22 protein-coding genes are annotated in these 21,929 nt (G+C 54.6%); 21 read left to right on the forward strand and 1 reads right to left on the reverse strand.

All coding sequences use genetic code 11. The features are described 5' to 3' along the window. Window positions 1-97 precede the first annotated feature (97 nt). The 11 genes from ABD937_RS15980 (at window position 98) to ABD937_RS16030 (ending at window position 10,787) form a co-directional block, all read left to right on the forward strand. Complete coding sequence (locus ABD937_RS15980) at window positions 98-1,375, forward strand: ABC transporter permease (protein ID WP_345256770.1); 1,278 nt, start codon at window positions 98-100, stop codon at window positions 1,373-1,375. A 164-nt stretch (window positions 1,376-1,539) separates the two neighbouring features. After that, window positions 1,540-2,403, forward strand: a complete 864-nt coding sequence (locus tag ABD937_RS15985; RefSeq protein WP_345256771.1) for a MotA/TolQ/ExbB proton channel family protein — start codon at window positions 1,540-1,542, stop codon at window positions 2,401-2,403. 62 nt (window positions 2,404-2,465) lie between these two features. Beyond that, entirely contained in the window at window positions 2,466-3,116 is a 651-nt protein-coding gene (locus tag ABD937_RS15990) for an ExbD/TolR family protein (RefSeq protein WP_345256772.1), read from the forward strand. A gap of 30 nt (window positions 3,117-3,146) precedes the next feature. After that, window positions 3,147-3,698 (forward strand): ExbD/TolR family protein, encoded by a 552-nt coding sequence (locus ABD937_RS15995; protein WP_345256773.1) that lies wholly within the window; start codon window positions 3,147-3,149, stop codon window positions 3,696-3,698. Window positions 3,699-3,758: 60 nt separating this feature from the next. Beyond that, window positions 3,759-4,586: an energy transducer TonB gene (locus ABD937_RS16000; protein WP_345256774.1), complete on the forward strand. Its 828-nt coding sequence runs from the start codon at window positions 3,759-3,761 to the stop codon at window positions 4,584-4,586. A 275-nt stretch (window positions 4,587-4,861) separates the two neighbouring features. Next, a complete protein-coding gene (gene mnmE / locus ABD937_RS16005) occupies window positions 4,862-6,247 on the forward strand; it encodes a tRNA uridine-5-carboxymethylaminomethyl(34) synthesis GTPase MnmE (RefSeq protein ID WP_345256775.1) in 1,386 nt (461 codons plus the stop codon). A gap of 410 nt (window positions 6,248-6,657) precedes the next feature. Continuing rightward, window positions 6,658-6,861 carry a helix-turn-helix domain-containing protein gene (locus ABD937_RS16010; protein ID WP_345256776.1) on the forward strand — a complete coding sequence of 68 codons (204 nt, stop codon included), beginning with the start codon at window positions 6,658-6,660 and terminating at the stop codon, window positions 6,859-6,861. 49 nt (window positions 6,862-6,910) lie between these two features. Beyond that, the gene (locus ABD937_RS16015; protein WP_345256777.1) at window positions 6,911-7,969 is read left to right on the forward strand and encodes a tyrosine-type recombinase/integrase; all 1,059 of its coding nucleotides are present in this window, start codon (window positions 6,911-6,913) and stop codon (window positions 7,967-7,969) included. Between the two features lie 3 nt (window positions 7,970-7,972). Beyond that, the gene (locus tag ABD937_RS16020; RefSeq protein ID WP_345256778.1) at window positions 7,973-8,620 is read left to right on the forward strand and encodes a helix-turn-helix domain-containing protein; all 648 of its coding nucleotides are present in this window, start codon (window positions 7,973-7,975) and stop codon (window positions 8,618-8,620) included. 659 nt (window positions 8,621-9,279) lie between these two features. Next, the gene (locus tag ABD937_RS16025; protein ID WP_345256779.1) at window positions 9,280-10,266 is read left to right on the forward strand and encodes a hypothetical protein; all 987 of its coding nucleotides are present in this window, start codon (window positions 9,280-9,282) and stop codon (window positions 10,264-10,266) included. Window positions 10,267-10,283: 17 nt separating this feature from the next. Beyond that, window positions 10,284-10,787, forward strand: a complete 504-nt coding sequence (locus tag ABD937_RS16030) for a hypothetical protein (RefSeq protein ID WP_345256780.1) — start codon at window positions 10,284-10,286, stop codon at window positions 10,785-10,787. A gap of 773 nt (window positions 10,788-11,560) precedes the next feature. Here the strand turns inward: ABD937_RS16030 and ABD937_RS16035 are convergent. Continuing rightward, window positions 11,561-12,169: a hypothetical protein gene (locus ABD937_RS16035; RefSeq protein WP_345256781.1), complete on the reverse strand. Its 609-nt coding sequence runs from the start codon at window positions 12,167-12,169 to the stop codon at window positions 11,561-11,563. 99 nt (window positions 12,170-12,268) lie between these two features. On the opposite strand from ABD937_RS16035, the gene ABD937_RS16040 reads away from it, so the two are divergent. The 10 genes from ABD937_RS16040 to ABD937_RS16080 all read left to right on the forward strand — a co-directional run bounded on the left by ABD937_RS16040 (window position 12,269) and on the right by ABD937_RS16080 (window position 21,904). Further along, complete coding sequence (locus ABD937_RS16040) at window positions 12,269-12,832, forward strand: helix-turn-helix domain-containing protein (protein ID WP_345256782.1); 564 nt, start codon at window positions 12,269-12,271, stop codon at window positions 12,830-12,832. A gap of 86 nt (window positions 12,833-12,918) precedes the next feature. After that, the gene (locus tag ABD937_RS16045) at window positions 12,919-15,339 is read left to right on the forward strand and encodes a heavy metal translocating P-type ATPase (RefSeq protein WP_345256783.1); all 2,421 of its coding nucleotides are present in this window, start codon (window positions 12,919-12,921) and stop codon (window positions 15,337-15,339) included. A gap of 79 nt (window positions 15,340-15,418) precedes the next feature. After that, window positions 15,419-15,628 carry a heavy-metal-associated domain-containing protein gene (locus tag ABD937_RS16050; RefSeq protein WP_345256784.1) on the forward strand — a complete coding sequence of 70 codons (210 nt, stop codon included), beginning with the start codon at window positions 15,419-15,421 and terminating at the stop codon, window positions 15,626-15,628. Window positions 15,629-15,706: 78 nt separating this feature from the next. After that, window positions 15,707-16,273: a DUF2911 domain-containing protein gene (locus ABD937_RS16055; RefSeq protein WP_345256785.1), complete on the forward strand. Its 567-nt coding sequence runs from the start codon at window positions 15,707-15,709 to the stop codon at window positions 16,271-16,273. 67 nt (window positions 16,274-16,340) lie between these two features. Then, a complete protein-coding gene (locus ABD937_RS16060; protein WP_345256786.1) occupies window positions 16,341-17,006 on the forward strand; it encodes a DUF305 domain-containing protein in 666 nt (221 codons plus the stop codon). Window positions 17,007-17,089: 83 nt separating this feature from the next. Then, entirely contained in the window at window positions 17,090-17,596 is a 507-nt protein-coding gene (locus ABD937_RS16065) for an urease accessory protein UreE (RefSeq protein ID WP_345256787.1), read from the forward strand. 72 nt (window positions 17,597-17,668) lie between these two features. Continuing rightward, the gene (locus ABD937_RS16070) at window positions 17,669-18,841 is read left to right on the forward strand and encodes a TolC family protein (protein WP_345256788.1); all 1,173 of its coding nucleotides are present in this window, start codon (window positions 17,669-17,671) and stop codon (window positions 18,839-18,841) included. 2 nt (window positions 18,842-18,843) lie between these two features. Beyond that, entirely contained in the window at window positions 18,844-20,511 is a 1,668-nt protein-coding gene (locus ABD937_RS16075; RefSeq protein ID WP_345256789.1) for an efflux RND transporter periplasmic adaptor subunit, read from the forward strand. 154 nt (window positions 20,512-20,665) lie between these two features. Next, complete coding sequence (locus tag ABD937_RS23910; protein ID WP_425185812.1) at window positions 20,666-20,866, forward strand: heavy metal-binding domain-containing protein; 201 nt, start codon at window positions 20,666-20,668, stop codon at window positions 20,864-20,866. A 54-nt stretch (window positions 20,867-20,920) separates the two neighbouring features. Continuing rightward, entirely contained in the window at window positions 20,921-21,904 is a 984-nt protein-coding gene (locus ABD937_RS16080) for a heavy metal-binding domain-containing protein (RefSeq protein WP_345256790.1), read from the forward strand. The last annotated feature ends 25 nt before the right edge of the window (window positions 21,905-21,929 follow it).

The following is a 21,929-nucleotide window of genomic DNA, read 5'->3' on the forward strand; positions in this document are numbered from 1 at the left end:
TCGATGATAGGCGGTGCAGCAATTAGGTGCATCTGCTTGCCTCACATAAAAAAACGGGTGCCTTCGCGGAGGGTGCACTAACTTAGGAGCCGTCTTTATGCGCTTTTTCGACGTTTACTCACTTGCCTCCCGCACCGTACGCGGCAACAAGCTGCGCACCGGTCTTACGGTGGCCATCATCGCCTTCGGCATCATGGCCCTTATCGGCATCATCACCGCCATCAAGGCCATGAACCAGAAGTTTACCGAGAGCTTCTCCACCATGGGCGCCAACGGCTTTTCGATCCGCTACAAGGAGCGCAACATCCGCATCGGCGGCGGTGGCGGCGACGAGCTGAAGGTGGAGAAGAAGAATGCGCGGCGCGAGAAGAAGTCGAGCCTGGGCAAGCCGATCTCGATACAGGAGGCCGAAGCCTTTGCGCAGAACTATGGGTTCGGCGCCGTCGTAGGCCTTTCGACGCTTGCCACCCGCAATGCCATCATCAACTTCGGTACCCGTAAGACCACGCCCAACGTATTCCTGTTCGGCGCCGATGAGAACTATGTAACGCTGAATGCCTTTTCGGTGCGCAGCGGCCGCAACTTCTCGCGCCAGGAGATCCAGAGCGCCGGCAACGTGTGCATCCTGGGCTACGATGTAGCGCGCCGTCTCTTCAAGCCGTCGATGGACGCCGCCGTGAATGCGATGGTGCGGGTCAACGGCATCCCGTACCGGGTGCTCGGCGTGCTCGACAGCCGCGGGTCTTCCTTCGGCTTCAGCCGCGACAATGTGGTGGTGCTCGGATACCGCAACGTGCGCCGCAACTTCAGCCAGAACGGCTCCTTTGCCATCGGCATCCAGGTCAACGACCTGCACCAGGTGGAGGAAGCAATGGGAGAGGCCGAGGGCGTGTTCCGCTCGGTGCGCCGGCTCAACACCACGGAGGAAAGTAACTTCGTGATGGACCGCTCCGACTCGGTGGCGGAGAAGGCGATGAACTCGCTCGGCTTCCTGACGATCTCGGCCACGGTGATCGGGCTCATCACCTTGATCGGTGCGGCCATCGGGCTGATGAACATCATGCTGGTGTCGGTAACGGAACGCACGAAGGAAGTAGGACTGGTGAAAGCGATCGGCGGAAAGAGTCGGACGGTGCGCCTGCAGTTCCTCATCGAAGCGGTGATCATTTCCGTGCTGGGGGCGCTGCTGGGTATCCTGCTCGGCGTGCTCGTGGGCAACGGCTTCAGCATCGTGCTCGAAACGGGCTTCGTCGTTCCCTGGGATTGGGTGGGTTATGGCATCCTGATCTGCTCCTTTGTTGGACTGGCAGCCGGACTCTATCCGGCAGTGAAGGCAGGACGGCTCAACCCGATTGAGGCACTTCGCTACGAATGAGGCCTGTAGCGGGTTCCGACGGATAAGCCCTTTAACTTATTCTTTCCACAAATGCCCAAAAAAAATGCAACACGGTAAACGTTTTATTCTTTTTTTGCTTAGAATTGTGACCTCGTAATCGCTCATTTCATTTTTCATACTTCAAAATCCAAAAAAACAGAATCATGGCAGAACAAAGACCCGCTGCAACTACGACGTCCACCAAGGCTACCTCTGTGCAACCTAAACGTAGCAGCAATGCCATTTCCTGGCTCGCACCGCTCCTGTGCGTTGTAGCCGGTTATATCATCTGGCGCTTCATCATGGGCGATCCCTCCGGCTTCAAGCAGCCCGATCCCAAAGGCGGCTTCTGGCCCCACCACGTAGGCCCCAAAGGTGCCTTCAGCGCCATCTATGAAGGTGGTATCATCGTTCCGCTCCTCATCGCCATGTTCCTGATGGTGATCACCTTCTCCATCGAGCGCCTGCTCACCATCCGCAAGGCCCTCGGTAAAGGCAATATCTCCGACTTCATCCGCAAGGTGCAGTACCACCTCGCCAACCGCAACGTGGACGCCGCTCTCGCCGAGTGCGACAAGCAGCGTGGCTCCGTAGCCAACGTCATGAAGGCCGGCCTGCGCCGCTACAAGGAAATGATCAACGAGACCGGTCTGGACACGGAGCAAAAAGTGATCTCGATCCAGAAAGAAGTAGAAGAGGCTACCGCGCTCGAGCTGCCCATGCTGCAGAAGAACCTCGTATTCCTTTCCACCATCACGTCGGTAGGTACGCTCGTGGCCCTGCTCGGTACGGTACTCGGTATGATCCGCTCGTTCTCGGCCCTCGGTGCTGAAGGCGGTGGCGGTAACGCCGGCGCGCTCGCCCAGGGTATCTCCGAAGCCCTCTACAACACCGCCCTCGGTATCGGTACCTCGGCCCTCGCCCTGATCATGTACAACGTGTTCACGACGAAGATCGACTCCATCACCTACGGTATCGATGAGTCCGGCTTTACCCTCACCCAAAGCTTTGCTTCCCTTTACAAGTAATCGGGTCGCTCTTTGTGGAATCAAGGCAAAAGCCGCATCTCATCTAAAATCACATTCCGAAAATGCCAAGTGTAAAAATTCCCAGGAAAAGCACGGATACGGACATGACGCCCTTCGTGGACGTCGCGTTCCTGATCCTGTCCTTCTTCATGCTGGCGACCAAGTTCAAGCCGCCGGAACCGGTAGAGATCCTGACGCCGAATTCGGTGTCGAGCGATAAGCTCGAGGACGAGAACGCCATGCAGGTAACGATGGACAAAGAAGGCCGGGTGTACTTCAACATGGTTACGACCAACAACGAGTTGAAGCGCCAGCTGATCGACAACCTCAACAAGACCCGTAATCTCGGCCTGACGCCTACGGAGATGAACCATTATATGGGCGCGGGTCCGATCGGTGTTCCGTTCAACCAGCTGAAGTCGCTGCTCGCCAAGTCCCCGGCCGACCAGGCCAAGGTGAAGCAGGACGGCATCCCGGTAAAGGACTCTGCCTCCAACGAGCTCTACTACTGGGTGCGCGACGCCGTCACCCTCATGGCCGGCAACAAGGTAAAGTACTACATCAAGGGCGACAACAACGCCAAGTACCCGGACTTCAAGAACGTCATTTCCGCCTTCAAGCGCAATGACATCTACAAGTTCAGCCTGATCACCACGCCTGAGGACGCCCCGATCGGCTCCCCCCTGTGGCGCAACCAGCAGGAGAAGAAGTAACCCAAGTATTCATTTTTTAAAACCAATCAGATGGCAAGTATAGATAGCGGTGGAGATAGTGGCCATAAGAAAGGCCCAGGCGTCAAGAAAGCCAAGAAACTTTCGACGCGCGTCGACATGACGCCGATGGTAGACCTGGGCTTCCTGCTGATCACCTTCTTCATCTTTACCACCACGATGAGCCAGCCGGCCGCCATGCAGCTGTTCATGCCCAAGGACACCGATAAGCCCGAGGAGCAGAACAAAGCCAAGGAATCCGGCGCCCTCACCCTCATGCTGGGCAAAGGCAACCAGGTGTACTACTACGAAGGTCAGCTGCTGCCCGACGGCTCCAACTTCAAGAGCACGAACTACGATCCCGAAACGGGAATCCGCTCGGTGGTGCTCCGCAAGCGCCAGACGACGCCCCCGGAAGACCTCGTGATCGTGATCAAGCCCAACGAAGACGCCACCTACAAGAACACCGTGGACATCCTCGACGAGATGAAGATCGCCGATGTGAAGCGTTTCGCCCTCATCGACATCACCCCGCAGGAGAATGAGCTGGTACTGGCCACCCAAAAGAACTCGGGTATCCAGTAACTGGTAAGAAAGTTGTGGAATGCCCGGTAGCGGTGCATCTTATTTAAACAAACTGAAATCATGGAAGCAAACAAGATTATGAACGCCGACCTCCTGGACCTCGTTTTCGAGGGCCGGAACAAGGAGTACGGCGCCTACGAGTTGCGCCGGAGCTATAACAAGCGCATCCGTACGGCACTGCTCGTAACGGCGGCCCTCTTCCTGCTGGCACTGCTCCTGTCCTTCGTATCCAACAAGCTCGCGCCTTCGGAGGAAGACAGAACGGTAGAAGACGTGGTGCTGGAGAAGATCGCCGAGCCGGAGCCGCCGAAGGCTGAGCCCCCGCCGCCCCCGCCGCCGAAGACCGAGCCGCCACCGAAGGTGGAAATGACCAAGTTCACGCCTCCCAAGATCGTTAAGGACGAAGAGGTGAAGAAGGAAGACATTCCGCCGGAAGTAGAAAAGCTCGAGGATACCAAGATCGCCGTAGTGAGCCAGGAGGGCGTTAAGGCCGATGTGGCCGTGCCGCCGGTAGACGAAGGCAAGGCTGTGGTAGAAGCCCCCAAGGACGAGACCAACTACGACCAGACCTTCACCAAGGTGGAAATCGAAGCCGAATTCCCCGGCGGTCAGAAGGCCTGGGCCAACTACCTCCAGCGGAACCTCAACGCCGATGTGCCGGGCCAGAACGGCGCTCCCGCCGGTACCTACACGATCCGCGTCCAGTTCATCGTGGACAAGGAAGGCAACATCTCCGAGGTAAAGGCCCTCAACGACCCCGGCTACGGCATGGGCGACGAAGCGGTCCGCGCCATCAAGAGAGGCCCCAAGTGGACGCCTGCCCAGCAGAACGGCCGCCAGGTAAAAGCCTACCGCACGCAGCCGATCACCTTCCTCGTATCTGAGTAACGTATCACTGTATCAAGTTATAAAACCCCTCTACGGAGGGGTTTTTTCTTTGGGTGGGGGAACAAGGAACAGTTGAACAGGGAACGGGAACAGGGAATATCGAATAACGAATATCGAAAGGAGGGCGACAACTGTCGATAGCTCCTCCACCTCCGACGGGCTCCGTGGGGACAAGTGTGCCTTGTGAGGCTGAGCGAAGCCACACCATTTTCCATTACCCCATTCTCCCATTTCCCCATTAGCACATTACCCCATTACCCCATTAGCTTTGCGCCATGTTGAACAAACTCTCCGGGTGGTCGGATACGATCGTGGCGCTTGCTACGCCGCCTGGCATCGGGGCCATCGGGGTGATCCGCCTCAGCGGGCCCGGGGCCATTGGCGTTACCAACCGGCTCTTCCCGTCAAAAGACCTTACCGCGCAGCCCTCGCACACCCTGCACGTGGGCCTGCTGAAGCAGGAGGGCGAAGCACTCGACGAGGTAGTGGTGGCGCTCTACAAGGGGCCGCGCTCCTTTACCGGCGAGGATACCACCGAGATCTCCTGTCACGGCTCGCCTTATATCCAGGGCCGGATCATCGAAGCCTGCATTGCCGCCGGCGCCCGGCTCGCCCGCCCCGGGGAGTTTACCCAGCGCGCCTTCCTCAACGGTAAGCTCGACCTTGCGCAGGCCGAAGCCGTGGCCGACCTCATCGCGTCCAACACCGCCGCATCCGCCAAGACGGCCCTGCACGCCATCCGGGGCGGCTTTTCGGCGGCCCTGCGCCAGCTCCGGGAGGGCCTGTTGCAGTTCTCCGCCCTCATCGAGCTCGAGCTGGATTTTTCGCAGGAGGACGTGGAATTTGCCGATCGCACCCGGCTGCGCGCCTTGCTCGGCGAAGCCCGCACGCTCACGACACAGCTGCTTGATTCCTTCCGGCTCGGCAACGTCATCCGCAACGGCATCTCGGTGGCCCTTATCGGGCGGCCCAACGCCGGCAAGAGCACCCTGCTCAACGCACTGCTCAACGAGGAGCGCGCCATCGTAAGCGCCATCGCCGGCACCACGCGCGACACGATCGAGGAAGTGCTCAACATCGACGGCATCCTGTTCCGGCTCATCGATACGGCCGGCATCCGCAGCCATAGCTCGGATGCCATCGAGAACGCGGGCATCGAAAAGAGCCGGCAGAAGCTGGCCGCTGCCGACCTCGTGCTCTGCCTTTTCGATGCCGTAGGCACCGAGCCCGTAGAACTACAGGAGCTGGAGGAGGAATTGCAGCGCGGCGGGAAACCCTGGCTGCTGGTAGCCAACAAGGTGGATACGGGCGCCTTGCCCGCTCTCCGGGAGAAGTGGGCGCACCGCGGGAACGTCGTCTTTATTTCGGCAAAGAGCGGGACCGGCGTGGATGCCCTCAAACAGGAGATGGTGGACCGCGTGCTTCAGGGCGCCGCCGAAACCGAGAGCGCGATCGTAACCAATGCGCGCCATTATGCGGCCCTGCAGGAGGTGCAGCGCTCGGTGGAAGACGTGTTGAACGGCCTCGACTCCGGCCTCCCCGGCGACCTGCTGGCGCTCGATATCCGGCGCTGCCTGCACTACCTGGGCGAGATCACCGGCGAGATCACGAACGAGGACCAACTTGATTATATCTTCAGTAAGTTCTGTATCGGAAAGTAGCTGCCAGTTTGATGGGGTTCGAGGGGAACCACTTCGTGTCCTCAAATTGCAGGAATAGCCCTTTTTTGTACGATTCACTGGGTTTTTCGAAGAATTTACTGGGATTTGCTACCAATTCACTGAGTTTTTATTTGTACCCGTTTTGTACCTGGTGCGCCAGGTACCGCACATATCCGAACAGATAAGGGAAATTATGCTACATGCCGCAACATTGTGCTACATTTGGCAACAGGTAGCACCACGGTATGAGTTCGAACATCAGAATCAAACGAATATGTGAGCAGTGTGGCAACGAGTTCACAGCACGTACCACCGTAACCAGGTGCTGCTCTGACGCCTGTGCTAAGCGGGCCTACAAAAGGCGGAAGCGAGAGGAGAAGGTACAGGCAAGTGATCAGCAGACCGTGATCATGTCTGCAGTGTCGCTGGCCGACTGGCGTTTACGGGAATACTTCAACATCACCGAACTGACTAAGTTGATGGGAGTAAGCCGCTGGACGTTGTGGCGGGCAATCAAGCGAAACGAGATAGCCGTGGGAAGGATTGGAGGTCGCGTGATCATTGCACGGAAGGAACTTGAAAAATTCTTCACCAACAATAATGCAAATGGTTAGTGTCAACCTGCGTAAACGAGCACTTGCAAACGGAAGAGAGCGACTGTACTTGGACTTCTGGCCGGGAATCCCAAACCCTGCTACCGGCAAGACCACCCGCCGCGAATTCCTGAACCTTGAATTGGTGAAGAAGCCGAAGAACGAGCTGGACAAGGCTTTCAATCGTGAGGTAATGCTGACGGCGGAAACGCTCCTCAACCAGCGCAAACTTCAACTCGCTAACCAGCAGTACGGCTTCGTCGATAAGTCGAAGCAGCGTGCTGATTTCATTGCTTTCTTCAAGGAGCTGGGAGCAAAGCGCCAGCGTAGCACCGCTGGGATCTGGACATCAGCCTTGAAGCACCTGGTTGACTTTGCCGGTGAGACCTACTTGTTCAAGGATGTCAATGAAGTCTGGTGCGACGATTTCAAGGACTACCTGAAAAAGGCGACCAGCCGACGCAGCTCAAAGCATGGGCTCAAGATAAATTCGGCGGTGAGCTACTACGGCAAGTTTATAGCCGCGATAAAACAGGCTCACGCAAAGGGCTTCTTGCAGGTCGACCTGGCCCGGAACCTCACACCTATCAAGGGAAAGGACACTCATCGTCAATACTTGACCCATGAGGAATTGCAGACTGCTGCTCGTACGCCCTGTTCCAACGAGGTACTGAAGCGAGCTGGGCTTTTCTCAGCATTGACGGGGCTTCGGTTCTCCGATATTCAAAAGCTAACCTGGAAGGAGATCGAATTGTCGAATGACGGCTGGGTGATCAAGTTCTGGCATAAGAAGACAACGAATGCCCAGACGCTCCCGATTTCCGAGGATGCATTAAAGCTGCTCGGTGACCGTGCGAAACCTGGTGATCACGTCTTCCCTGGGCTGAAGTATTCAACCAACACGAGTAAGCAATTACGAAGCTGGCTGCGTGCAGCCGGAATACCCAAAGACTGCACCTTTCACAGTTTTCGCCACACAAACGCAACACTGCTGCTGGATGAGGGTGTGGACTTGTACGTTATTTCCAAGCTACTCGGCCACAAGGACATCAGCAGTACTTCCCGCTACACCCAGGTGCTTGATCATCGTCGCCGGGAAGCGGCCAACAAAATCAAAATCAATCTCTGACACATGCGCAAGAGCCAACTGGTAAAGAAGCTTTTCGATGAGTTCAATGAACATTACGGACGGGAGTGGGAGAGCAGTGATGAGATGAAAGCTGCGTTCAGCCGCTTCATGATGGAGCGGCGCGTAAAGTTTTTCTTCAAGCATTACCGGTCGTTCTATCTGTCAAAGGAAGACAAGAACGAACATACCTTCAAAATGAGTTCAAGCTTGAGCAACTACATTGTCGGCTTGAAGCGCGATATCGCAGATCCATATATGAGCGAGGAGAACCGGCGAAGTGATCAGGAAATACTGAGTATCCTGACTGACTTTCATGGCTACGTGATCCAGGTGCACCAAGATTACCGTACAGCGTATCCTATAGGTACAGAGGCAAAGCTGGAACCACTGCCTGAAGAGGTTCAAGAGGATGCGGCAATTGCAATCCACCCCGATGATGACTATCTCAAGGTCGAGGATGTCGCCCAGATGCTTGGGCTGACCGTCGGAACAGTGTACGGCAAGGTGCAGAGACGCGACCTTCCTCATTACCGGCCAGGTCGGCAGATCTTTTTCAAAGCGAAGGACATCCAAGATCACATCGAGCGGTCGAAGCGGAAGTCAACCACCGAGATTCAGAAAGAAGCTGAGAAGCTCCGAAAGCGCCGCTAACCGGCGCTTTTTCGGCTTGGGGCTTACTCGCTGAAGCCTTTTGAAAATTTTTGACCAGACGCTTGGAATTGCGATCGGCGTTTCCTACTATTGTATGGATCACGATTTGATCCGCCGCATACGGCCTCTGCTTCACATTGAAGCTGGCCCGCACGCAGCATGCTGGTCTAACCAGCGGCAGTCGCTACCCAATGGCAGCACTGCTTAGAATAACCCACTGGCTGCCAATGGTCATTGGGACTAATCAAAAACCCCATTCATCAGGGTATTCTGTCGGTAGGGGAGGGGCAATTCCTGCTTCAGCGCAGCACGAGTCTCCAGCGGAACCGCTGAGTTAGGCCCAGCCCGTAGGCTTTGGGAACGTCTGTGAGACGGCTGAGAGTCCTACGACACCTTTCATTGCCGTACACCTCTGGGCGAACAAGCTCGGACTGCAGCGCTCAAACTGCAACTCTGAGAGCGAAATCTGGGAAAAGTTGGTAAGAGCCACTTCCTCATCCAGATTTCAGGTTGACTTTGAGCAAATCCCTACTATTTATAGGCGTAGAGCGGGTTACTCGGATGTGAAAAGAGACCGCCGGCTGCAAATCATCAGAGATGCGGCTTTGACCTTGGTGTGCGCCGACATGCCACAGGAAGTAAACAAAAGGAGGATAACCATGAAGCATATTGATGCAATGATCACATACGACAGAATGAAGCAAATGAAGGAGAGGAAGCCAGAACCAATCATCCAGGTGAATACCACTGATGGACTGGTGTACCTGGACATGACCTCATTCAGCAGGCGGTACAAACGGAGCTATGCGTCTCTGGACAGGGATATTGCCAAGCTACCAGCTGGAACAAAAACGCCGTATTTCATTGTTTTGAACAAGAAGAAGTACCTGAATACTTCCATCCTCAGTACGGCGAATGCTTTCGACCCGACGGATGCAGGACTTGAGGCAGCCAGTGCACACCAGGGGCTAACGATCACCATTGACCAGAAGCACCTGGCGAGCCAGGACCAAAACCAATTCGTACTCACTGGCACGACTGCCGACAATGCGATACTGTACTACGACATCAAAGCATTCAGCAAGCACTTTGAGATTTCGGAGGCAGCCATAAGAAGAGTAATCGCCTGCATCAAAACTCGCTGGCGGTACGAATACTGTCTTTCTTACGGCTATAAGCACTTTGTGTCGCCCATGATCCTACTGCTTCTGAAAAGGCGCCGGAAGGGCCTCAGGAATGCCGAATACGCCAGCTTCCTGCATCGGTACACCTGGTCGACGGTTGGTAGTATTCGCTTCAGAGAGCCGTTCTCAGCTGACCGGTGCAGGGTGATCATGGAGCGCCTGGGAAAGAAGCTGGCAGCTGCCTTTCCGACAGTCGTGAATTACTACTTCTACGTGACCGAAGAGAACTGCGGCAAGGATGGCTTTCACAACCACTTCGTGTACGGCAACCATGCGCTGCCAGAGAATGAGGCGGTGGTTTCCATCGTAAACAGGCACTTGGAGTACTACGGTGGCCGATACGAAAAGAAGTCGGTGGTCGAGAAGATGGACCAGAAGGATTACTTCCTGGAGTACCTGGTGAAGCAGATGCACCGCATGCCAGATCATTACAACTGGCTGCACTCAAATTTATTCAAATAACATAAAATCCAAAACAAATGCAATTACTTGAAATTCAACGCCAGCGCAACATGCATGGTATTATCACTTACCAAATCGAGATGGTGGCTAAGTCAGGGCAATCCAAATTTAGGAGCTTGAGTTTATGGGCACCAGCCTTCGCAGATCTGATCTGGGACTGCAACACTGAACGATTTTCACACGTCGGCGAATCTTACTGGTCAGCAGCTGGCAACAGTGACCTGGACCGGATCGAACGTTGGATCGAAGACGTGTTCGACGATTTTCCGGAAACCGAAGTAGTCCACCCGAATGCCATGATCGAGCATGTCTTTGCTGGGGTTACAGCAAAGGAGAATCAGTTTCGGGCCAGATTCACAGGAGAGTTTAGAAGGTGGAGACGGCTTACTCATATCAAGGGAGTAAGTATTGGAGGCCCATGGTATGATGGCCAGCCTGCATCTGAGTATTTTTCTGAGTTTCAACCAATTCCCGGATACCCTGAACAAGACTGCCGTGGGGTGGACGATTTGCCGTTCTGAGCTGCTGATCATTAAACTAAATTTCAGATGCGGCGATTGGTCCTACTATCGATGTGTTAGCGGGCAATGACCAGCGCCAGGTTCGCGAGATTCATGTTGTTAAGATTGATGACCCCGAAAGGCCCTGCAGAGAAAGGGCCTTTTTAGTGCGTTTTACGGCGGTAGAAGCCACAATAAGGAAGATGTTTACCGAGGTCAGGGCCTGGTCAGGGCTGGTGAACTAAGCGTCAAATGGGCGTTTAGCTGCCGGTGATTCTGACTCCAGCGTTAACGTCGGCTCGCTTTCTGAATTTTTTGGTAAGTATTCCCAATCTGGAATATTTATTCTTATATGAGCACACAAACCAATACTACGTCCGACCCCATGAAGATTCTGCGTGAGTTGGCGAACCCGACAAAGTGGGCCATCTTCCAGTACCTGTCACTGGCCAGATTCGCGTCAGCGCCGGTCATTCAAAAACGATGTATTATACGACAGCCCACAGTCAGTCGCTATTTGAAGTCCATGACCTGTGCAGGTCTTCTGTCCAGAACAAAAGTCGGGTCCTTGACCATTTACGAACTGAATCGTCCAGCGCTGAAGGGTATTGCCAAGAAGTTGTTAGTGGCATAACCCCCCCCCGGTATCCCCGCCGGGGGGCACTCCCAGTGGGGTGGGGGAGGTAGGTTCAATGGTTTTTCTGAAATCGACCCACCTCTTTTTTCTGAAGAGGCACCCTCAAAAAATTCTGGGGAAAATTTCGGCTTTGGAAAATTTGGGTGTTGAACTATGGTCAGTGCTTTATCGTACCGCCCGTCAAGTGTGACACAATGAGCAGCATGATCACGACAATCAAGATGACCAGAACGTAAAAGCTTGCTGGTTTCTTCGCTCGCTGGTCCGAGTTCTGCGGTTTTCGAGCGGTCAGTTTTCCCCAAGGCTTGTATACGGAGATCGTCGTAACAGCCAGAAGCCCCAGGAATGCTGCAGCAGCCTTTTTTATCAGATTGATTACCGACGAAGCCTCTTCTGCCGTACGCTGCGACTGTTCAAGCGCTAAGCCTTCCAGCTGGCCGATTGGTCCCATATGCAAGACCAGAAACGCCGTCATGGCCACGGTAAGCACAAGTTTCACCACGATCCAGTAATGCTTGAAAAGCCCCCACCTCGTACCCAGGGCCTGGAGCATACCAGTTGCCAGTGACGCGAAGCAGAAGGGAACGATAACGTACCGTGTGCTCACATCCATGGCGATGTAAGTAGCACGGGCTACCTGGATGCTATCTGTGCTCAATGCTGTAGTGGCCAGCGCAATGAATACGGCCACAGCTCCGAGCCAACCAACCGACGAAGTAACGTGACCGGTTAACACCAATTTACTGATTCGATTAGGCATCGCCATAGTGTATTGTTTTTCGTGTCGGGCAACCCGCTTGCGGATCTGGAGTGAAGGTACACCTGGTCTGGCCGATAGCGCTACCTTTGGACTCTTAGGATTCTTATGAAGTTGATGATCAAAAATATGGTCTGCCCGCGTTGCATTATGTCGGTAGAGCAGCTCCTGGGCCAGCACGGTTTCAATGCAAAGGCAGTTCGCCTCGGAGAGGTAGATCTGGCCGAGACACCGGAACCTCACCGCTTGCAGCAGTTCTCCGACGCCCTGCAGGCCATTGGGTTCGAGCTGCTGGATGACCAGAAGAAGCAGCTGATCGACCGTCTGAAGACGCTACTCCTGGAGAAAGTGCAAACTGGTTCTATCGAGGAGCACTTCAGTATGTCCAAGTACCTGGCCGGCGCACTTCACAAGGACTACTCCAACCTAAGCCGTCTATTCTCAGACGTTGAGGGTGTGACCCTCGAACAGTACTTCATCTTACAGAAGATCGAGAAAGCCAAGGAGTGGCTAATCTATGGCGAGCATACCCTCAGCGAGATAGCCTGGAAGCTCGGTTATAGCAGCACCCAGCACCTTTCCAGCCAGTTCAAGAAGATTACTGGCATGACCCCAAGCCAGTTTAAGGAGCGCGGCTCACCCCTTCGTAAGTCCCTCGACGACCTCGTCTGACCACAATTAAGTATACAACATAGCCATGAGGATGTAACAGTGAATCCGGTTGCCGGCGTCACCTTTGTGTGATCAAATCCATCGTTATGGCAACAAACACTGATCATACAATCGAACTCCCCCTGGCTGGCGTAGAGAGCGAGCACTGCGCGCTGATCGTCGACAAGGGCCTTGCCACTGTCCCTGGCATCCGGGAACACCATGTGGAACTCAACAATCACAAAGCCATCTTCAAAGCGGATGATGAGGAAGCTGTGGCCAAAGCGGTCACTACCATACGTGGCCTCGGCTACGACGTTGAAACGATCCGCCAAACCTTTCCGGTAACAGGGATGAGCTGCGCTTCCTGCGCTGGCAGCACCGAGTCGATGATCAAAGCTCAGGTGGGTGTGGTGGATGCCGCGGTGAACTTTGCCAACTCCTCCGTGAAGGTGGAATATGTACCTACGGTAGTTACTCCGGAAGCGCTAAAGGCCAGCGTGCAATCAATCGGTTTCGACCTGATGATTGAAGACTCAAAGGAAGCCAAAGAGGCCCTGGAGGATCTGCACCGCGAAAAGCTCCGTTCTCTGCGCCAGCGCACGATCTGGTCGGTGGTACTGTCGATGCCGCTGGTGGTGATCGGTATGTTCTTCATGGATATGCCCTACGCGAACTACATCATGTGGGCGCTCGCAACACCGGTGGTACTCCTGTTTGGCCGGCAATTCTTCATCAACGCCTGGAAGCAGGCCAGGCATCGTTCGGCCAATATGGATACGCTTGTGGCACTCAGCACTGGCATTGCCTACGCCTTCAGCGTCTTCAACACCTTAAACCCAGGTTTTTGGCACAGCCGCGGGCTGCATGCACACGTTTACTTCGAAGCAGCGGCGGTAGTCGTTGCCTTTATTCTGCTGGGCAAACTCCTTGAGGAAGGAGCTAAGGCATCTACCTCGTCTGCCATCAAGAAGCTCATGGGCCTTCAACCCAAAACCGTCACGGTCGTACATCAAGGCGGTCATATGATGGAAATGCCGATCGAGAAAGTGGCTGTGGGAGATACCCTCTTGGTCAAGCCAGGTGAGAAGGTGGCTGTAGACGGTACGGTGACCACGGGTGAATCGTACGTGGACGAAAGTATGATCTCTGGCGAACCCGTCCCGGTAGCCAAGAAAGCGGGGGAGAAAGTGTTTGCTGGTACTATCAACCAGAAAGGGAGCTTCCAGTTCCAGGCCGACAAAGTAGGCGGGGAAACCTTGCTTGCCCAGATCATCCGCGCTGTACAGGATGCCCAAGGTTCAAAAGCACCCGTTCAGAAGCTCGTCGACCGTATTGCCGGGATCTTCGTCCCGGTGGTGATCTTGATCGCTCTGGCAGCCTTCGGAGCCTGGTGGCTTTTGGGAGGCGAGAACGGACTGACGCAAGGCTTGCTCGCCCTGGTGACGGTACTGGTGATCGCCTGCCCCTGCGCGCTCGGCCTGGCGACGCCAACTGCGATCATGGTTGGAGTGGGCCGGGGTGCGGAGCAAGGTATCCTGATCAAGGATGCAGAAGCTCTGGAAGTGGCTCATAAAGTCAACGCCATTGTCCTGGACAAAACAGGGACCATTACAGCCGGTAAGCCGGAAGTGGTGGACACTTTGTGGCTCAACGACGCCCAGGGCCATAGAAACGTCTTATTTAGCCTCGAAAGCGCATCGGAGCACCCGCTGGCTGAGGCCATCGTAAAGAGCCTGAGGAATACAGCCCAGCCAGTTGCGATTGATCGGCTGGAGTCCATCACCGGAGCTGGTGTTCAAGGTGCGTTCGAAGGCAACGTCTACTACGCTGGTACGGCGAAGCTGCTGCAGGATGCCGGGATCGCCCTACCAGAAGCCGCAACTGCCTGGAGTGACCGGCAGCGAGCCGAGGCACGCACCGTAATCTATTTTGCTAAGGCGGGTCAGGTGCTGGCCGTGATCGCCATCGCCGATACGATCAAACCCTCGTCGGTCGCCGCTGTACAGCGCCTCAAAAACCTGGGTATCGATGTCTACCTGTTCACGGGCGACAATCAGCAAACGGCTGCCGCCGTAGCCCGCCAGGTCGGTATCGAGCACTTCAAGGGGGAGGCCCTCCCGCAGGATAAAGCAGCGTTTGTAAAGGAGTTGCAACAGAAAGGAAAGATCGTTGCCATGGTTGGTGACGGCATCAACGACAGCCACGCACTCGCCCAGGCCGACGTAAGCATCGCCATGGGTAAGGGTAGCGACATCGCCATGGACGTGGCCAAAATGACGCTGATCAGCTCTGACCTGGAACGTATTCCGACTGCACTGAGGCTTTCGCGGCTGACCGTACGTACAATCCGGCAAAACCTGTTCTGGGCGTTCATTTACAACCTGATCGGCATCCCGATCGCCGCTGGTCTGCTCTACCCGATCAACGGCTTCCTGCTGAACCCAATGATTGCTGGCGCCGCCATGGCTCTGAGCAGCGTGAGCGTTGTTGCCAACAGCCTCCGACTCAAGTGGGCGCGCCTGTGACCAATAAAGTGTACTTCAAAAACAAAATTCTATAACAATGAGGCTCCAGCTATACAGGAGCTTTGCAAAAACGAAAAAGATGAAACACGAATTCAAGACAAACATCAACTGCGGCGGCTGCGTTGCTGCGGTCACCCCCCACCTGAACGGAGAGAAAGCGATTACCAATTGGAAGGTGGACACACAAAACCCGCAAAAGGTGCTGACGGTTGAAACTGACGACCTGAATGTTGATCAGGTTTGTGCGCTGGTACATAAAGCCGGGTTTAAAGCGGAAAAGCTAAGTTGATATTCGGTTGGAAATGCTTCTTGGCGCTGTCACTGGTTAGAAACTTATCTTTGTTACCCTACCCAATTTGCATTTTCCATGATTCGAACATTATTGCTTGCGCTTGGTTTGTTTTCGTTCTCCGCACCGGCAACTGCCCAGGCCAAGGCCCAAGAGGAAGTATGCTACAACCCGAATAAGGTCAAAGACACAACCAAGAAAAGTCTGAACGCGGTCGCTGTCGGGGTCATCGGTCGGGATAGTCTAAAGATCAGTTATCACTCGCCCGGTGTGCGGGGCCGGATCATCTGGGGTGGACTTGTTCCCTACGACGAAGTCTGGGTAACTGGTGCTCACAATGCAACCAATTTAACTGTGAACAGGGCATTTATTATTGCTGGGAAAGAGATACCCGCTGGTAAATACGCCGTGTTCACGATCCCAGGAAAGAAAGAATGGATCGTAATAATCAACCGCCATTGGGACCAGCATTTAACCAATGAATACGACTCCAAAGATGACGTTGTTCGATTCAAGGTTAAGCCTCGGAAAAGTGCCCACACCGAGCGATTGCGGTACTTCATAGAGCCGGTTTCAGATAGGATAGGGACGATTTCGGTAGTTTGGGAAAAAACAAAGGTGACCTTTCCCGTCCAGCTGAAGTAAGCCTACAGGTGAGCTGTAATCTTTTGCGGTACAGTTTTTATGGCCCAACATCAAACTTCTACGACAAATGAAAAAGGTCTTCTTTACGTTTGGGACGGTGGTTGCCCTGGTTGCCTGTAACAGTGGCGGAGATAATACGACCACCACAACGAGCGATACCTCGACAGCGTCGACCACACAAACAACAGCGCCTCCGCCGGCTGCAGCCCCTGATACGGCTGGCACCGCCGGTAAGTCGATGATGGGCCTCATGCAGGCGAATATGGAACAAATGAAGGCTATGCCCTCAACCGGGAACCCAGATAATGATTTCGCCGGGCTGATGAAGATCCACCACATGGGCGCGATCGAAATGGCCCAGCTGGAGCTGGCCCAGGGCACTGATTCGGAGGTCAAGGCGATGGCGCAAAAGATGCTGGACGCCCAGCAGGGAGAGGTGGCCCAGCTTAATAGCTTCCTTTCTGGTCATAGTGCGCATGGTGGAGGTGAAGCCTTCTACAAGGAGGTGACGGCTGGCATGGGTAACATGAAGATGGATATGGATCACTCCGGCTCTGTGGACAAGCAGTTTGTTCAGATGATGATCCCGCACCACCTGGGCGCGATTGATATGGCCAAAGCCTACCTGAAAAGCGGTGCACATGAGGCTCAACTGAAAACGATGGCCAACAAGATCATCTCCGACCAACAGAAAGAGATCCAAGACCTGCAGGGCTGGCTGGCTAAGCAATAAGCTCAACAATGAAGTTAAATTGGTAATCTCCTGACGGTCGTCAGGCACAGAACTTGGACGGTCTCTATATTTGTAACGCTCTGATGAAGCAAAAACACAAAACATATTGGAAAGCCTTCTTCCTGCTGCTGGTGTTCAGCCTGAACACCGTGGTGAGCTTTGCCTGCTCATTAGGGGGTGTTTTCCACCAGTTGCATCATCAGAGCGCTACTTCTGCTCACCAGCATCCAACGGGCCATAGCCATGAGCATAGCAAGGGGCATTCCCACAGCCATAAGCAAGCGCATGCCGGTGGAAACCAGCACGACCACTCTGGTGCTCATAAGCATGATCACACTTCCTCCTCCAAGAGCGCTGCAGCTGACGAATGCTGTTCCGACGCCGTAGTCAAACTGGAAAAAACAGATAAGGCGACTACGACGGTGATCAAAGTACCGGCCCCGGCGCTGGAAGACGTCTTCCTTGGCAGCCTGGCGTTCTTCCTCCAGTCCGTTCAAGCCCCGAAGTCCATCTTCCCGCAACACTACCGATGGCGCCCTCCTGGCACCATACAAGACCTTCGGATCGCGATCCAGTCCTTCCAGATCTGATTTCTGTAAGCTAAAGGCATTCCCGCTTGTCGCGGGAACAGGTATCCTTTTGTCTTCACAGAAATCCCTTTCATGCTACGTAGTCTTCTCTTATTCTCCTTCCTGACGCTTTTGGCGCTAAGTGCCTCCGCGCAGACAGTCCTGACCCGCGACGAGGCAGTGGCCAGGGCGATCGGTAACCAGCGTAACCTGCAAGCTGCACGCCTCAACGTTACCCAGCAACAGCAACTCCTTCGTGGTGCGGCGGATCTGGCAAGCCCCCAGATTACGGCAGAATTGACACCGTATGAGCCGTTGATCGTTGGCATGCAGCAAACCTTCAACCTGCCCGGTGTATACCGCAACCGGCGCAACCTGCAAAGTGAGCGCATCCGGCTTGCCGAGCTGCAACTCCAGGGCACACAGTATGATCTCAAGCGCGAAGTGCGGCTTAGCTACCTGCAGGCACAGTTCCTCACTGAACGCATCCGCCTGCTTTCCTTTCAGGATAGCGTCTACCAAGCTATCAAGATCTCCTCGCAGCGATTCTTTGCGGCAGGCCAGATCAACAAGCTCGAAGAGCTGAATGCCACGACGCAGGCCGACCGGGTGCGCAATGAGCTGCAGCGGGCGCAAACAGACCTGTCGGCGGAGATGCAGATCCTGCGGTTCTACACAGCCGTAAATGACTCCATCCAGGTAGCCCGCTTCCAGCTCGATTCCCTTGTTGGGATTGCGGATACCGTTGGCGCGAACGTGCAGCAGCAAATCCTGCAACAGCATGTAGGGATTGCACAGCGAGAACTGCAGCTGCAGCAATCGGAACAAGGCCCCCAGTTCTACGCTGGTCCCCTGTTTCCAACCACGCAGAACTACGAGCGCTTCTTGGGCTTCCAGGCCGGCATTTCCATCCCCATCTGGGGCCGACAGAACCGTAGTCGTATTGCTGCTGGCCGAATGGCGGTGCAGGCGGCCCAAGCCCAGCAGGATCTGGAACGTCAGCGGCTGAACGCCCGGTACCGGCAGGCACTCCTTAACCTTACGCGAGAGCGCCAGAGCCTTGATTATTACAACCAAACCGCCCTCCCGCAGGCACAGGCGATCATGGAGGTTTCTCGCCGGCTCTTTCAGGGTGGTGAACTCAACTACATCGAATCCTTGCGGAATCTTTCCACTGCCTTCGACATACAAACCGGCCATCTCGATACCCACCGTGCATACGAAGAAGCATTGATCGAACTCCATTACTTAAACGGAACCTTATAAACATGAAACAGCTAATCACACTCTTGGTACTGATCGTTTTCGGGTTGACTTCATTTGCCCATGATGGCGAGGATCATAGTGCTGGTAAAGCCAAAGGAAACACGGGTACAAAATACTTCAGCGCCGAAGCGCTTTCGGATAAGTACGAAGTGCTCGTCAAGTACGGCGAACTGCAGAGCGGCCAGAAGTCGACATTCCAGCTCTTTCTTTCCAACGCAAAGACCAACCGCGCACTTGACTCTGCTACGATCACTATGAAAGTTGTCGGTCAGCCAGGCATACAGCTCCAGATCTCCCGCGTGGACACAGGTACCTACCAGGTATCTGGTGTCTTTCCTGCCAACAAGATCTATGACCTGCAGGTCAACATCAATAGTGCCTTGGGGCCAGATTTTCTGCAGGTAGCCAAGGTTGAAGTCGGAAAGAAGCTGGAAGCGCCAGCGACCGAAGCGCACAGCCATTGGTATGACAACCCATGGCTGATCGGGACAGCAGGTGTGCTCGCTGGCCTGTTGCTGATGTTTGCACTAATGCGTCGCCGCAACCGAAGGGTGGCCGTTGCGGTACTCACCATCGGGTTACTGGTGCCGACAGCCGTAGTCAATCCTGGCTACGCACACGACGGCGAGGATCATGGGGCAGGCGGCGCTTCCGGCGGGGGCATTTCCAACACGTTCATGGTCGAAAAGGAATCCCAATTCCTGTTTGATATTCTGACCGAAAAGGTTGGCCCTGGCTCGTTTTATAAGACCTCGGAGATCGTCGGCACTGTGACGGCAGCGCCACAAGGCCGAGCGGTGATCCAAACCCCACAGACCGGTAAGATCGTCGCCCTTCGCGTAACACCTGGGCAATCGGTCTCCAAGGGGCAGGTGCTGGCGCTGGTGGAACAGCAAGTAGATGCCGGCACACAGATCAATATCATCTCACAGCGTAACACGCTTAACGCAGAAGCAAAAGCTGCAAAAGTGCAATATGATCGCCTCCAGAGCATCGCGGACATCGCAGCTAAGAAAGACGTTACCGAGGCCCGTGCCCGCTACGAGTCAGCTGTCCAGAACCTACGCTTGTTTAATGCCAACGTCGGGGGCAATCTGGGTAACACGAAGACCATATCCCTGACAGCGCCGATCAGTGGTGTCGTGGGAACCTTTAATTATGCGATTGGCGCCGTTGTCAATTCGGGCGAAACTCTTTTCGAGATCACGAACCTCGACCGCCTCTACGTGGAAACACAGCTTTACGCCGCCGACCTGAATGCCGCTACCCGCAGCGGACGTTTTCAGGCATTCGCGGGGCAGGATACAACTGCCTTCGCATTACGCCTGGTGTCCACAGCGCAGGCCGTAAGTGCTGAGAACCAGTCTCAGCGCGTCATTTTTGAGATGGTGCAGCCTGCCGGCAGATTCCGCATCGGCGAGAACGTGCGCGTGCTGCAGTACGGTTCGGAGCGATTGTCCCAGCTGGTTGTCCCCACAGCGGCAGTAGTCGACATAGGCGGCAAGCCAGCTGTGTTCATCAAGGACCATGCGGAGCAGTACTCAGTCTCCTTCATCCAGAAAGGAGAAAGCAACCAATTGTATACAGCTGTTGCTAAAGGCGTTGAGGCCGGTGAGCGCGTCGTTACCGGTAATGTCTATCAAATGAAGATGATCTATTTAGGACAGTAACAAAACACACCAAAAACCATCAATAATGAGAACAATTAGATTTTTATTGGCCGCACTGATGGCGCTTACCCTCAGCACTGGCGCATATGCGCAGAAATCGAAAACCAGGTCGAAAACCAAGAAGCACGTTCCTGCCGCTGCATACCAATGCCCGATGAAGTGTGAGGGCGAGAAAACCTATGCGAAAGCCGGAAAGTGTCCGGAATGCAGAATGGCCCTGGCGAAAGTCAAGAAAATTGCTGTGGCCTACCAGTGTCCGATGAAATGCGAAGGGGAGAAATCGTATACGACGGACGGGAGGTGCCCAGTATGTAACATGAACCTAACACGCGCAGAAACGAAAAAGAAAGGATAGGTAGTCCAATCTCGACCAAGCAACCATATCTAAGAATAAAACAAAGCAACCATTATGTATTTCAAAACAACCCTCGCATCGGCTGGCCTGCTTTTTCTCTTAGCGGCCTGCAACAATGACGGAGCCACCTCCTCGAACACCAAGGACAGTACCGCGACATCAAAAATGGAGCAGTCGCATGAGCACCGATATGCATGTCCCATGCACCCGGAAGTCGTCGGAAAAGAAGGAGACACCTGTCCAAAATGTGGTATGAAGCTGGAACATAGTGACGCAGCGCCGGACGCCAGCGGCACCTACTTCATGCAGTTTGCCACAAACCCCTCCACCATTGCACCAGGAAAGGATGTTCAGCTTTCACTTACTCCAAAAAAGAAGGCGTCCGAAGGTGACCAGGTAGCGCTTGACGTGGAACATGAGAAGAAGATCCACCTGATTCTGGTCAGCGATGACCTTTCCTGGTTCGATCACATTCATCCTGAGTACACGTCAACAGGCGCGTACACGGTTCCTGCTCGTTTTCCTACGCCCGGCAAGTATAAAGCGTTCGCCGATTACAAACCGTCTGGCGGGTCACACGTCGTAGATAAGATCGACATCGATGTGCCGGGAGCCGCACCGGCAGCGAAGTCATTTACAACCGAAAAGCTCGTCGGCACCTCTGGAGCCTACACCTTCGAACTGCGCCCGGAAGGCGGGAAGCTGGTCACCGGCACACCACTGCATATCGCTGGTGTGATCAAAAAAGATGGCAAGGAGATCGACGCCAACACGCTTGATAACTACCTCGGTGCAAAGGCGCACTTCGTATTAATCTCCATAAATGAGAAGGAGTACCTGCATGTGCACCCTGAAGTGACGGATGGCAAGTTCGACCTGCATACCACCATCGACAAACCAGGCACCTACCGGGGCTGGGTACAGTTCAATGCAGATGGCAAGATCCATACTATTGATTTCACCTGGCTTGTTCAAAAAGGCAGCGGCCAGGCCGCAGCACCTGCTGGCCATGGCGCCGGCGACGGCCACAACCACTAAGATCCGGGCAGGTCGCCCGCCCGGC

Origin of the sequence: Flaviaestuariibacter amylovorans (assembly GCF_039541815.1) — a bacterium.
GTDB classification, from domain to species: domain Bacteria; phylum Bacteroidota; class Bacteroidia; order Chitinophagales; family Chitinophagaceae; genus Flavisolibacter; species Flavisolibacter amylovorans.

Bases quoted from the DNA above. Each gene is read 5' to 3' on its own strand.
- ABD937_RS15980 (WP_345256770.1), top strand. From the start codon at position 98: ATGCGCTTTTTCGACGTTTACTCACTTGCCTCCCGCACCGTACGCGGC.
- ABD937_RS15985 (WP_345256771.1), top strand. From the start codon at position 1,540: ATGGCAGAACAAAGACCCGCTGCAACTACGACGTCCACCAAGGCTACC.
- ABD937_RS15990 (WP_345256772.1), top strand. From the start codon at position 2,466: ATGCCAAGTGTAAAAATTCCCAGGAAAAGCACGGATACGGACATGACG.
- ABD937_RS15995 (WP_345256773.1), top strand. From the start codon at position 3,147: ATGGCAAGTATAGATAGCGGTGGAGATAGTGGCCATAAGAAAGGCCCA.
- ABD937_RS16000 (WP_345256774.1), top strand. From the start codon at position 3,759: ATGGAAGCAAACAAGATTATGAACGCCGACCTCCTGGACCTCGTTTTC.
- mnmE (WP_345256775.1), top strand. From the start codon at position 4,862: ATGTTGAACAAACTCTCCGGGTGGTCGGATACGATCGTGGCGCTTGCT.
- ABD937_RS16010 (WP_345256776.1), top strand. From the start codon at position 6,658: ATGTCTGCAGTGTCGCTGGCCGACTGGCGTTTACGGGAATACTTCAAC.
- ABD937_RS16020 (WP_345256778.1), top strand. From the start codon at position 7,973: ATGCGCAAGAGCCAACTGGTAAAGAAGCTTTTCGATGAGTTCAATGAA.
- ABD937_RS16025 (WP_345256779.1), top strand. From the start codon at position 9,280: ATGAAGCATATTGATGCAATGATCACATACGACAGAATGAAGCAAATG.
- ABD937_RS16030 (WP_345256780.1), top strand. From the start codon at position 10,284: ATGCAATTACTTGAAATTCAACGCCAGCGCAACATGCATGGTATTATC.
- ABD937_RS16035 (WP_345256781.1), bottom strand. From the start codon at position 12,169: ATGGCGATGCCTAATCGAATCAGTAAATTGGTGTTAACCGGTCACGTT.
- ABD937_RS16040 (WP_345256782.1), top strand. From the start codon at position 12,269: ATGAAGTTGATGATCAAAAATATGGTCTGCCCGCGTTGCATTATGTCG.
- ABD937_RS16045 (WP_345256783.1), top strand. From the start codon at position 12,919: ATGGCAACAAACACTGATCATACAATCGAACTCCCCCTGGCTGGCGTA.
- ABD937_RS16050 (WP_345256784.1), top strand. From the start codon at position 15,419: ATGAAACACGAATTCAAGACAAACATCAACTGCGGCGGCTGCGTTGCT.
- ABD937_RS16055 (WP_345256785.1), top strand. From the start codon at position 15,707: ATGATTCGAACATTATTGCTTGCGCTTGGTTTGTTTTCGTTCTCCGCA.
- ABD937_RS16060 (WP_345256786.1), top strand. From the start codon at position 16,341: ATGAAAAAGGTCTTCTTTACGTTTGGGACGGTGGTTGCCCTGGTTGCC.
- ABD937_RS16065 (WP_345256787.1), top strand. From the start codon at position 17,090: ATGAAGCAAAAACACAAAACATATTGGAAAGCCTTCTTCCTGCTGCTG.
- ABD937_RS16070 (WP_345256788.1), top strand. From the start codon at position 17,669: ATGCTACGTAGTCTTCTCTTATTCTCCTTCCTGACGCTTTTGGCGCTA.
- ABD937_RS16075 (WP_345256789.1), top strand. From the start codon at position 18,844: ATGAAACAGCTAATCACACTCTTGGTACTGATCGTTTTCGGGTTGACT.
- ABD937_RS23910 (WP_425185812.1), top strand. From the start codon at position 20,666: ATGAAGTGTGAGGGCGAGAAAACCTATGCGAAAGCCGGAAAGTGTCCG.
- ABD937_RS16080 (WP_345256790.1), top strand. From the start codon at position 20,921: ATGTATTTCAAAACAACCCTCGCATCGGCTGGCCTGCTTTTTCTCTTA.